This window comes from Methanobrevibacter sp., from assembly GCF_030539875.1.
GTDB lineage: Archaea > Methanobacteriota > Methanobacteria > Methanobacteriales > Methanobacteriaceae > Methanocatella.
Genome location: NZ_JAUNXI010000023.1, coordinates 19,011 through 30,525, shown reverse-complemented (window position 1 = coordinate 30,525; position 11,515 = coordinate 19,011). Strand labels below are relative to the sequence as shown.

Below are 11,515 nucleotides of genomic sequence, written 5' to 3'. Positions count from 1 at the left end.
AATTATTATTTTTTGCATATTCTTATATAATATTATAAACATATATTATAGTTGGATATTCTAGGATTATTTATTAATAACTATTGAAGAGGTGTCGATTAATGGCAAAAGTAAGATTTACAGAAACAGTGCTTCGTGATGCTCACCAATCTCTACTTGCAACTAGGATGAGAACTAGGGACATGATTCCTATTTCTGAAGAAATGGATAAAGTAGGATTTTTTTCAGTAGAGGCTTGGGGTGGAGCTACTTTTGATACTTGTATCAGATATTTAAATGAAGACCCGTGGGAAAGACTAAGACAATTAAAATCAGCATTTAAAAAAACTCCTATTCAAATGCTTTTAAGAGGGCAAAATTTAGTAGGTTATAAACATTATCCTGATGATATTGTAACAAAATTTGTAGAAAAATCCTATGAAAATGGTGTTGACGTTTTCAGGGTTTTCGATGCTTTAAACGATGTTAGGAATATGGAGACAGCTATCAAAGTAGCTAAAGATCAGGGGGCTCATGTGCAAGGTACTATTAGTTACACTATAAGTCCTGTTCACAGTAACAATGACTTTGTTGAGTTGGCTAAAGAACTTGAAGCATTGGATTGTGATTCAGTAACCATTAAGGATATGGCTGGGCTGATAACTCCTACAGATGCTTATGAATTGGTATCAAAATTAAAAGAAGAAACAGGTTTGCTTGTAGATTTGCACTGTCACTGTACTAGTGGTATGACTCCTATTAGTTATTATGCGGCATGTCAGGCAGGAGTAGATATTTTGGATACTGCCATGTCACCTCTTGCATGGGGAACAAGTCAGCCACCTACCGAAAGTATGGTTGCAGCTCTAAAAGGTACAGAATTTGACACAGGCCTTGACTTAAAATTATTAACTCATATTAAAAAATACTTTAATGATATTAAAGAGAAATATTTGGGTATTTTAGATCCTATTTCAACAAGTATTGATGCTGATGTGTTATTATATCAGATTCCTGGCGGAATGCTTTCAAATCTCATTTCCCAACTTAAGGAACAAAATGCGCTTGACAGATACAATGATGTTTTAGATGAAATGCCTCGTGTTAGAAAAGATATGGGCTATCCTCCTCTTGTAACTCCAACAAGTCAGATTGTAGGTATTCAATCTGTAATGAATGTTTTGGGTGGGGAAAGATACAAAACTGTATCCAATGAGGTTAAGGAATATATGAAAGGAATGTACGGTAAACCTCCTGCGCCTGTTGATCCGGAAATTTCTAAAAAAATCATTGGTGATGAGGAGGTTATCACATGCAGGCCTGCTGATTTGCTTGAACCTGAATTTGAAAAGTTCAAAGCTGAAGGAATGGAGAAAGGATTTGTCAAAACAGACGAAGACGCTTTAACTTATGCATTATATCCTCCAATTGCTCCTAAATTCCTTAAAGGAGAAGCTGTTGAAGAAGAAATCAAACCCCCTCATTCACTTAGTGAAGATGAAACTATTGGAATTCCAACTCAGTATAATGTTGAAGTTGACGGGGACATGTTTGAAGTTAAAATCATGCCTACCGGATTTATGGAAATTGAGGAAGCCAGCAACGGCAATTTCCATCCTGTCGAAGGTGGAGTTGCTTCTTCAATGCAGGGCATGGTAATTAAGCTCAATGTTAATGTTGGGGATAAGGTCACAAAAGGATCCACTATCTGTGTCATTGAAGCTATGAAGATGGAAAATGATATTCAATCTGAAGTGGATGGTGTTGTAAAAGAAATCTTTGTAGAGCCTGGTGATGCAGTCAGTGCAGGTGATACTTTAATGGTAATTGAATAAATTACCCTTTTTCTACTTTTTTTTAAAATCAAACAAAAATAAGGCTATTTTTAAAAAAATAAAAAATAAAAATATTTAAAATTTTTTTTATTGAACCATTTGGTAAGCGTCGTAAGCAACATACACAGCATAAATAAAGCTTATGATGTATCCAAATCCTCCTAGAACATATGCTGTGAGCATACCTAATACAATAGCAATCACGAAGAAGATTGCTCCTTTTTTGATATCGCCAGCATAAGCTTGACCTAAACCTGGGATAAACAAGGATAGTATTGCTGCAAGAATTGCATTTGCCATAAGTTTCCCTCCATTTAACTTAGTTACATTTAATTTAAATTTTCAATGTAATATAATTTTGCATTTTCATTCGACTAAACATGCGTTTTTGGCATTTTCATCTTGCTGTTTTAAATAATACTAAAATAATATACTAATTTAGTTGTGATATTATGAAGGATATTTTTGATGAAGTTCAACTTGGAGATTTAAAACTTAACAGCCGTATTGTTAGAACTGGAACTTGGGAAACTGAAACAGCTGAAGGAGGATTTTTAACACCTGAAGTTTATGAGCGATACGAAAAAATTGCCTGCAGTGGTGCCGGTTTAATTGTATCTGAAATTTTTGCACTTGACTATAAGGATAGATTTTTCCCGTATTCCACTAATCTGAACTATGGCAGATTTATTAAAGACTATCGGATGGTTAGCGATATTGTTCATAAATATAATGTTCCAATTTTGGGCCAACTCGCATTCTTTTATTATGATGACGGCGAAAATCAAAAAGTAGAAGCCAATGATATTACTCTGCAGGGTATAAGGAAATTACAGGCAGAAGTTATAATGGCTGCTAAAAAATTCTCATTTGCAGGTTTTGACGGAATTCAGATTAATATGGGAAATAATTTTTATCTGGCAAGATTCATGAATCCATATTTTAATCAAAGAGCTGATCAATATGGTGGAAATACGGAAAATCGTGTGAGGATTTCATCGGAAATAATAAAAGTTATTAAAAAAACGATGGATATGCATGTAAGTTGCAGAATTAATCCGTGGGATGTTAGGAAAGGAGGAATTTCTTCTGATGAAAGTATTGCAATTGCATGCGAGCTTGAAAATGCCGGTGCTGATAGTATACAATTAACTGCACGCACTATTTCTCAAATATATGATGATGGTGTAAAACATCCATTTTTGGTTTATGTTGATGATCTGATTGATGCAGTTGACATTCCTGTTGTTTTAGGTGGTTCTCTAAGGGATATGGCATCTATTAATGATGTTTTAAATAATTCTAAAGCGGAATTTTTATCTATGTCTAAGCCATTTGTTGCCCAACCTGACTTTTTAGCCGATTGGAAAGAAAATGGTGAAGGTGTTGCAATTTGTCAAAGCTGCAATAATTGTTATTCTAAAAAAACCAGTACCTGTTTTAAGCATTAGTTATCATGTTTAAATTAATTGTATTTATTTTTATAATTATATGATCTTTTTCTAATTTTTATTTTAATTTTTACCCGGTGCCGGTCAATGCTTATTTTTCGTAATGAAATATCTTAAAAGTGTATTTTCAGACTATGATGATGTTAATGTATAGTTTCATAAATCTTTAAGATACTCTGTTTTTGTCAAATTGTTCTAAACTCCATGATATGTTGAAAGATTTATCCAATGAACAGGAGTTCTGACTTTACACAACAATATGTTCTGGTATGTGATGGAAGTTGTAACATATATTAATGAAAAATAGTTTAATTTTTAAAGCACTGGATGTGTTTTCCAGTGCTAATTTGGCTTTTTGGATTAATTGTTAAGATTTGTCAAATATCATGATTAATGATATTTTGAACAACTCTCATTGAGGTTGCTAAATGAATTAAATATTGATATGTTTCTTATAATAATTTATTCATAGGGTGATAATCAACAGGGTCAGTGCCTAATGGTTTTGCCGCTTCAGATATGAACATATCTGTCTGAGCTACTGCAGGGAATGCAATGTCAGCATTTTCTATTGGTCCGAAAAGAACAAAATCTCCTGCACACATTACCTGAACAATATTTGCACCAATATCACAAACAGTGAATGCAGTTTTATTTCCTTCTTTTTTGTATTCTCTTAACCAGTCCCATGCTGATGGTACATTGTGGATTCCTGATCCGACAGGATATCCCCATTTTGCTTTTTCAGCAAATGAAGTTCTAGCTGCAATTCCAGCACCTTGTCCTAAGGGTGTAACTGCTGTATCCATCATGAATCTATCAATTCCACACTCTTCAGCTACTTCCAGCAAACCTTTTTCATATGCTCCGTCATCTCCATTTTCCCACATATTCATTTTACCTTCAACTGTAGCATTCATAGGGTTGAATCCTAAAATAATTGAAGCAGAAATGTCGGTTTCAGCAATTGCATCTAATTCAGATTTGTCTGCTGACATATTAATGGAGTTATATATTGCTCTTTCAGTCAATCCAACTTCGTCTGCATATTGTGCGCCGGCAACTCTTGCATCACCGGATGTTGAATCTATAAGGAATGGAGCATCACATATATCGCCAATATATTCAATATATTTTGGCAGTGCTTCGACTGTCTGTCCAAAGACTTGAACAATGTATGGATTACCGGTTACATCTGAAATGGATGCCATATCATTGACTAATTTCTCTGCCTTGTCTTTATCGAAGTCACCAGTTAATTCGTCATTAAGAATGTTGTGTCCGCCATAGAAGATTGTTCCTGCCAGAACGGTAGGATATTCTCCAGGCTGTCCACCCATTTTGACTCCTGCGAAGTCAAAAACTACTTGTTCTTTATCAAATTTAAACATTTATGTTAGCCTCTTTATTTTTAGACTTAACTTAATCAATTTTACTTTAATTTAATTAAAGTTAAGCCATGTAATATTTTTTACACGATAGTATTTAAATGTTTCTATAAAATTAATGAAAAATTTTTTTAAAAATTAAAAATTATTTATAATTTATCATAAATAATTATACACTATTTAATTAAAGCATACTTTATGATTTAACAATTTGGCATGAAAATAACTGTTAAAGGTTCTATTTTAACAAAAAATGGCAAAAATATGAAAATGGATAATTAATCGTCATAATTAATTATGAAAATAATATTTAAGTTGAAATTTAACATAAAATTCTAAAATAAATAAAAAATCACTATTTTTAATAAAAATATATTCCTCACATGCTTTTGAAATGGACAATACTTTTTAAAAAGAGGGAGTATGTGTAACAGACGTATTAAACTATGTGGAAATCCACATATTTGGCAATTTATAACTTTAAAACTTTAAAATTTATTTTTTTGAGGGTTATGAAATTTTTAAAGTCAATTGCATTGAATTTTTATAGGTAATGTGGTGTGTGTTTTTTGCATTATTAATTATTGGATAACTATGATGAAGATTATATTAAATCAATAAATCATTAGAATTTAATAAAAATAGTTATGATAAACATAAAAAACTTTCAGGATTATTTTTTCAATGTTTTGTTTTTAATAATGAGTATAATTTAGTATTATTTTATAAAATTTAAAATTTGAACCATTTTCATATATTTTAAAAATGTGAAGAATAACCCTATTGTAAAAATAAACCAAAAACCCAAATAGGGCCATCAATCACATTAAATTTTGTCATACGTTTGCTTTTATTTGAAAAATCTTTTTTTGTGCAAAAGACTTATTACAAATAAAAAGGCATATGTCCCGCCCACCCGCCATAAAATAATAAATTTGTCGTATGAACCATGTATTTAAAAGTACACATGGTTTCATATTTTACAAAGTATATATTCTGCATCTATTCTGCTGAATCCGAAACATATAATCAATATCTGCAGATGCTGCAGTTCATTTAATATTGTTTGCTTACCATTGGCACTCCTGTTAACTGTGAAGATTCCATGGTTAATGCAACTAAATCCTGACGTTCAAGTTTTTTTACATCAGTATTTCCCGCTTGCTGAGTTAAGGATTTTACTTCTTGCGTCATGGCATCTATATAATTTGCAACTTGCTGACCTTTTCTTATAGGGTCCAATCTTCTTCTAAGCACTCTTTCTTGTGTTGCAATTCCTTTAGGACAAGTGCCTTCAGAACAAGTTTGGCAAACTTTACAACCTATTGAAATTAATGCGGATGTAGCAATGTATACTGCATCTGCGCCCAAAGCTATTGCCTTTGCTACATCTGCTCCGGATCTTATTCCTCCGGCAGCTACAAGACTTACTTCATTTCTTAGATTTATGTCTTTAAGAGCATCATCTGCTTTTACTATAGCTTCTATTGTAGGAATTCCTGAATGTTCTGTAACTACCTCCGGTCCGGCTCCGGTTCCTCCTTGCATACCATCAACTACAATTATATCAGCGCCAGCTTTTGCAGCAATTTTTACATCTTGTTCCACTCTGCCGGATGCAAATTTTACAATAATCGGTATTTTCCAATCAGTAATTTCCCTTAACTGGTTGATTTTCATACTTAAATCCTCAGGTCCAACAATATCCATGTGTCTGGCGGGACTTAATGCGGAGGTTCCTTCTGGAATATTTCGAACTCTGGCTACTTCAGCGGTTACTTTATGGGCAAGTAAATGTCCTCCCATACCGGATTTTGCACCTTGCCCTATTTTTATTTCAACAGCTTCTGCATTGTTTAAATAGCTGGCAGATACTCCAAAACGGCCTGATGCATATTGGGCAATTAGTTTATCAGCGTAATGTCTTTCTTCAGGAAGCATTCCGCCTTCCCCTGTGTTGGCTATTGAACCTACTTTGCTGCTTCCTATAGCTAATGCTATTTTTGCCTCTTTACTTAATGCACCAAAAGACATTGCTCCAATCATGATGGGAGTATCTATTTCTATCGGATTTTCTGCAAATCTGTCTCCAAGCACTACTGAAGTTTTGCATGTTTCTCTGTATGAATCTATCGGAGGTCTTGATACTTGTGCAGGCAATATGCTTAAATCATCAAATGTGGGGATTCTTCTTGTTAATCCGCAGCCACGAACTTTATATGATCCGGTCTGACTTTTGCGTTTAATTTCAACCATTGTTGAATTTGACCATATTCCTCTGCCTTCATCAGCAAGAGGTCTAACATATATTGCATGTGTCGGACACATTTCTTCACAAATCTTACACCCTACACAGTTTTCCTGATGTATCGGTTGAGGTTCATCATTGATTACTTCATATACGCTGTGCGGACAATTTGAATAACAGCTATAACAGTTTTTACATGATGATTTTTTAGGATTGTCACATAAATACCAGCAGCAGCCGGGTCTATTGTTATTCTGTTTACATATTTCTGTTTTTCTCTCAACAGTAAACGGCATTTAATTCACCTCCTCTTTCATATTTTTCAATGGTTTGAACACCGGACAAACAGAATATTTTGTCCCTCCTGATTTAACGACTTCATCAATATCACTTGTTATCTTTGCATAAGGCTTCCAGGCCAAATAATCTTCTTTATCCACAATCAGTGCATCTGTCACAATATTGTTGGTTAATAAATAGTCAAGTAATGTTGTAACAATGGATCCGTCCTGACCTTGTGCATGCTTTAAAGATTTAACTGATAATACTTTTATAAACTTGCCAAGTGCTTTTGAACTGTCATTTCGCAAATCTTCAGGTATGAAAGTTCTCGGACAAACTGTAAAGCATGCATGGCAATCATGAGGGCATTTACCTTTTATTTCAGGTTTTGAATCATCAATTGTGATTAAATTATCTGGACATGCATATTCGCATGCTCCGCAGAGTACGCATGCTCCAACATCAATGACATTTGATTTCAAATCTGAGAAATCGGACTCGGAGATTTCTTTATTGATTGAATTGTCGGATTTGTTTCTTTGGTACAGTACTGGGCGGGCAAAAAATTCTCTTTTTTCTATATTTTCCAGATTTTTGTTTATTTTAGTTTCGGCAATTTTATTTAGGAATTTAAATTGTGACTCTCTAAGTTCTTTGGCTTTGATGAATTTTTGTTTTATTGCTCCGTTAACAATATCCTCGCCTTTTTTAGTTCGAATTATTAATGTTGACCAGCCATCATCTGATCCTATTGAACCTATTGAAATATCTGATGTTTCTGATGTTAATTCGACGCATATTTCACAGTTTTTTCTGATTATCCTTTTAGCTTCTGATAGGGGTATTTTCACGGTTTCTTTGGTTTTCAGTAATAAGAATACAAATCCTTTTTCTATTTGGAATTTTTCAATGTCGTCCATTTTCAAATCATGCTCTTTTAAGAGATTTCCAAAGTACCTATATGAAAAATTTTCCATACAGAATAAGCCCAGTTTAACATCAATAGGGCTATCTGTATAATTTTGTAGTTTTGATGCAGCCATAATCTCACAGGGTGTTCCAACCATGGCTATTTTATGTTCGCTCATTTTTTTAGCTCCTATTGTATATTGGTAATCTTTTTAAAGTTTGTATAATCGATATCAGTTAGTTCAAAATCGTATTTTGTTAAAATCTCTTTTAGATTTTTTTGATCTTCAAGTGTGGTTTTTTCCATAATGGCATTTTTTCCCAAACTTTTCACATTTCCAAGAACATATATGGTTCCTCTCATAATTGATTCGCCGACATCATCGGTTACATCGCCAAGTATTATGAGTTTGCCACCCATCATAAGCAATCCTGTCATATATCCGCTATTTCCTCCGATTATTACTGTTCCACCTTTCATGATTTCTCCGGTTCTTGAACCTGCGCTTCCTTTTACTATTACTGTTCCGCCATAGATTCCTTGTCCTGCACCATCACCGGCGGTACCTTCAATGATTAATTCTCCTTTTGTCATATTGTCTCCGGCAAACCAGCCGGCATTTCCGTTTATGCGTATCTTTGATCCATTAATCATTGTTCCAACAAAATAACCTGCAGAACCGTTGATTTTTATATCCACGTCTTCAGTTAACCCTGCACAGATATTGTGTCTGGATTCGGGATTATTAATGATGAGTTTATCATGGTATGTAGCCTGTTTTTTTATTGCACGATTCAGTTCTTTCTCATCCATCTTTTTTGCATCAATAATGTATTCTTTCATAGATAAACCTCCTTTAAATGGTGTAAGCTCTTGTTTCACCTGGAGCTATTTGCTCTATTTGATCAGAATCGATGACATTATGCAATGCCATTTCTTCTGAAGCCACTGCAAAAATTTCATCAGTTTCCACCATTACTCCAGGTCTAAGGCCAAGTTTGTCCTTTGCAATACCTATGCCTTTTGGTGTTCCCACCAATATTGAAAAAGGACCGTCCAAATCAACTACTGCCTGATTTAGTGCTTCTTCTAATTTATAACCTTGGTTAAGTTTATCTGCCATATAATGAACAATACATTCGGTATCGTTAAATGATTCGAAAGCATGTCCTTTCCGTTCTAATGAATCTCTTATTTTCCAGTAATTGGTAATTTGCCCATTATGCACTACGGTTATATCGGGTATGATGTAACTCTGATAAGGGTGTGCATGATAACGGTCTACTCCGCTTTCTGTTGCAAAACGGGTATGTCCTATTCCATGTGTTCCCATTCTATTTTCAACATCAAACCGTTTTGCAATGTATTTTACTTTACCTACGTCTTTTATCATTTCAAATGAATGTGAACCGTTGATGACTCTTACATTTTCTATTTCATCAATTTCTCTTATAGATGGCTGTAAAAGAGAATAGTCATCCAATGCTATTTCACATTTAAATACGTCTGAACCTCCTACAGACTCAATTAATTGCTCTTTAAATATTGGGCTTATTTGAGTTAATTGTGATTTTAAATTGTCTAATACACCTCTTCTTCTTTTTACTTCAATGTTTAATTGATAATGATTTTCAGGTAAATCTAAACTGCCGTAGATTGAATAACCGGCGGAATCCGGTCCTCTATGTTGTAATGATTCTAACATTGATGTTAATGCTTTTCCTACGGGGTGAGTTTTTTTATCTTTGTATATTACACCTGCTATTCCACACATTTTTATACCTCCATAAAATAATCGGCGAATACACGTATTTTAAGTTAATTCCAATATAACTTAGGTTTATTTTATTTTAAATTGGATATTTTCAGTTTCAATTCATCATATGCCTTAAAATAGTAATTTTGAACTTTCAAAAACGATATAACCTTAATATACACATATTCATAATTCTGATTTTCTTTTAATTTCAAAACCTCCAAAAAATTCAAGATTAATTGGCTGCAAGTTTAAATGATAATTTTAATTTCACAGCCAATTATTCGCTTAATTAACAGTTCACACGTTTAAATATTCATTTCTTTCATAATCGAATACCTGTATTCTATAAGCGTCCCATTCTGCTCTTTTGATATTGTAGAACTGATTAAATACCTTTTCTCCAAGGGCATTTTTAATCACATCGTCCTGTTCTAATGAATGATATGCTTCCCATAAACTTGTTGGTAAATTGTTAATTCCTTTTTCGTTAATTTCATCTTCAGATAATGCGAATAAGTTCTCTTCTGTTGGCTCACCAGGGTCAATTTTATTATTCATACCATCTAAACCTGCTTCAAGCAATACTGCGAATGCTAAGTACGGATTACAAGACGGGTCGGCTGATCTGCATTCTATTCTTGTACCTAATCCGCGGGATGCTGGAATTCTTAATAATGTTGACCTGTTTTTAAAACCGTAAGCTATGTAACATGGTGCTTCGTAACCTGGCACAAGACGTTTGTAAGAATTAACTGTTGGGGATAAAATTGATGATAATGCGTGTGCATGCTCTAATAATCCTCCAATGAAATATAATGCCTCCTGTGATATTTGGGTTTCAGTATCAGGATCATAGAAAATATTTTTTCCATCTTTAAATAGGCTCTGATTACAATGCATTCCGCTGCCGTTGATTCCTAAGAAAGGTTTTGGCATGAATGTTGCTTTATAACCTAAGTTGTTAACAACTGCTTTAACCGCTTCTTTAAAGGTTATGACTGCATCAGCAGTTTTTAAAGCATCAGAATATTTAAAGTCAACTTCGTGTTGTCCTGCTGCTACTTCGTGGTGACTTACTTCTACATCAAAATCTAATTTTTCTAAACCGAATACAATTTCCCTTCTAATGTCAGTACCCTGATCTAATGGTTCGACATCAAAGTATTCAGCTTCATCTGCAGGAATATAATTTCCATCTTCATCTTCTTTTATAATGAAGAATTCCGGTTCAGGACCCATATTAAACTGATATCCTTTTTTTTCTGCTAATTGTAATGATTTTTTAAGTACTCCTCTTGGATCTCCCTCATAGGGGTTTCCTTCTGTAGTGAAAATATCACATATGAATCTGCTGGTACCTTTTGATTCTGGTCTCCATGGAATTGTTGAAAATGTGTCAATATCCGGTTTTGCAAGTAAATCACTATCGTTAATTGAAGCTAATCCTGCTATTGATGATCCGTCAAACAATAATCCGTCATTTACGATATCTTCAATATCATTAGCTTTTTTAAGAGGCACTGCCATGCTTTTTGGTAATCCATGTATATCTGAGAATTCTAATTTCAGAAATTTTATATCGTTTACTTCGATTGTTTTTATTATTTGGTCTAATTTATTATCTTTTGTTGACATTTTTTCACATCACCTTTTGAATATATTG

At 33.6% G+C, this 11,515-nt stretch carries 9 protein-coding genes; 2 read left to right on the top strand and 7 right to left on the bottom strand.

Going from position 1 to position 11,515, the window contains the following annotated elements; translation table 11 throughout:
* Nucleotides 1-101: 101 nt before the first annotated feature.
* Complete coding sequence (gene oadA, locus Q4Q16_RS08415; RefSeq protein ID WP_303347282.1) at nt 102-1,814, top strand: sodium-extruding oxaloacetate decarboxylase subunit alpha; 1,713 nt, start codon at nt 102-104, stop codon at nt 1,812-1,814.
* Nucleotides 1,815-1,901: 87 nt separating this feature from the next.
* Here the strand turns inward: oadA and Q4Q16_RS08410 are convergent, their stop codons facing one another.
* Nucleotides 1,902-2,114, bottom strand: coding sequence for a hypothetical protein (locus Q4Q16_RS08410; protein ID WP_303347281.1), 213 nt, complete (start codon nt 2,112-2,114; stop codon nt 1,902-1,904).
* A 152-nt stretch (nt 2,115-2,266) separates the two neighbouring features.
* Between Q4Q16_RS08410 and Q4Q16_RS08405 the strand changes: the two genes are divergently transcribed.
* The gene (locus Q4Q16_RS08405) at nt 2,267-3,265 is read left to right on the top strand and encodes a tRNA-dihydrouridine synthase (protein WP_303347280.1); all 999 of its coding nucleotides are present in this window, start codon (nt 2,267-2,269) and stop codon (nt 3,263-3,265) included.
* 452 nt (nt 3,266-3,717) lie between these two features.
* Here the strand turns inward: Q4Q16_RS08405 and mtrH are convergent, their stop codons facing one another.
* From mtrH to glnA, 6 genes are all read right to left on the bottom strand, one after another.
* On the bottom strand, nt 3,718-4,656 hold the full coding sequence (gene mtrH, locus Q4Q16_RS08400; protein WP_303347279.1) for a tetrahydromethanopterin S-methyltransferase subunit H: 939 nt from the start codon (nt 4,654-4,656) through the stop codon (nt 3,718-3,720).
* Nucleotides 4,657-5,709: 1,053 nt separating this feature from the next.
* Nucleotides 5,710-7,197 carry a glutamate synthase-related protein gene (locus Q4Q16_RS08395; RefSeq protein ID WP_303347278.1) on the bottom strand — a complete coding sequence of 496 codons (1,488 nt, stop codon included), beginning with the start codon at nt 7,195-7,197 and terminating at the stop codon, nt 5,710-5,712.
* Nucleotides 7,198-8,271: a Coenzyme F420 hydrogenase/dehydrogenase, beta subunit C-terminal domain gene (locus Q4Q16_RS08390; RefSeq protein WP_303347277.1), complete on the bottom strand. Its 1,074-nt coding sequence runs from the start codon at nt 8,269-8,271 to the stop codon at nt 7,198-7,200. It abuts the gene before it with no gap.
* 11 nt (nt 8,272-8,282) lie between these two features.
* Nucleotides 8,283-8,936: a tributyrin esterase gene (locus tag Q4Q16_RS08385; protein ID WP_303347276.1), complete on the bottom strand. Its 654-nt coding sequence runs from the start codon at nt 8,934-8,936 to the stop codon at nt 8,283-8,285.
* 13 nt (nt 8,937-8,949) lie between these two features.
* Complete coding sequence (locus Q4Q16_RS08380; protein WP_303347275.1) at nt 8,950-9,867, bottom strand: glutamine amidotransferase; 918 nt, start codon at nt 9,865-9,867, stop codon at nt 8,950-8,952.
* Between the two features lie 282 nt (nt 9,868-10,149).
* Nucleotides 10,150-11,487 (bottom strand): type I glutamate--ammonia ligase, encoded by a 1,338-nt coding sequence (gene glnA / locus Q4Q16_RS08375; protein WP_303347274.1) that lies wholly within the window; start codon nt 11,485-11,487, stop codon nt 10,150-10,152.
* Nucleotides 11,488-11,515: the final 28 nt, after the last annotated feature.

What these genes read in the sequence shown, in the direction of transcription:
- Q4Q16_RS08405 (WP_303347280.1), top strand. Translation starts at nt 2,267, where the DNA reads ATGAAGGATATTTTTGATGAAGTTCAACTTGGAGATTTAAAACTTAAC.
- Q4Q16_RS08395 (WP_303347278.1), bottom strand. Translation starts at nt 7,197, where the DNA reads ATGCCGTTTACTGTTGAGAGAAAAACAGAAATATGTAAACAGAATAAC.
- Q4Q16_RS08410 (WP_303347281.1), bottom strand. Translation starts at nt 2,114, where the DNA reads ATGGCAAATGCAATTCTTGCAGCAATACTATCCTTGTTTATCCCAGGT.
- Q4Q16_RS08390 (WP_303347277.1), bottom strand. Translation starts at nt 8,271, where the DNA reads ATGAGCGAACATAAAATAGCCATGGTTGGAACACCCTGTGAGATTATG.
- Q4Q16_RS08380 (WP_303347275.1), bottom strand. Translation starts at nt 9,867, where the DNA reads ATGTGTGGAATAGCAGGTGTAATATACAAAGATAAAAAAACTCACCCC.
- Q4Q16_RS08385 (WP_303347276.1), bottom strand. Translation starts at nt 8,936, where the DNA reads ATGAAAGAATACATTATTGATGCAAAAAAGATGGATGAGAAAGAACTG.
- oadA (WP_303347282.1), top strand. Translation starts at nt 102, where the DNA reads ATGGCAAAAGTAAGATTTACAGAAACAGTGCTTCGTGATGCTCACCAA.
- mtrH (WP_303347279.1), bottom strand. Translation starts at nt 4,656, where the DNA reads ATGTTTAAATTTGATAAAGAACAAGTAGTTTTTGACTTCGCAGGAGTC.
- glnA (WP_303347274.1), bottom strand. Translation starts at nt 11,487, where the DNA reads ATGTCAACAAAAGATAATAAATTAGACCAAATAATAAAAACAATCGAA.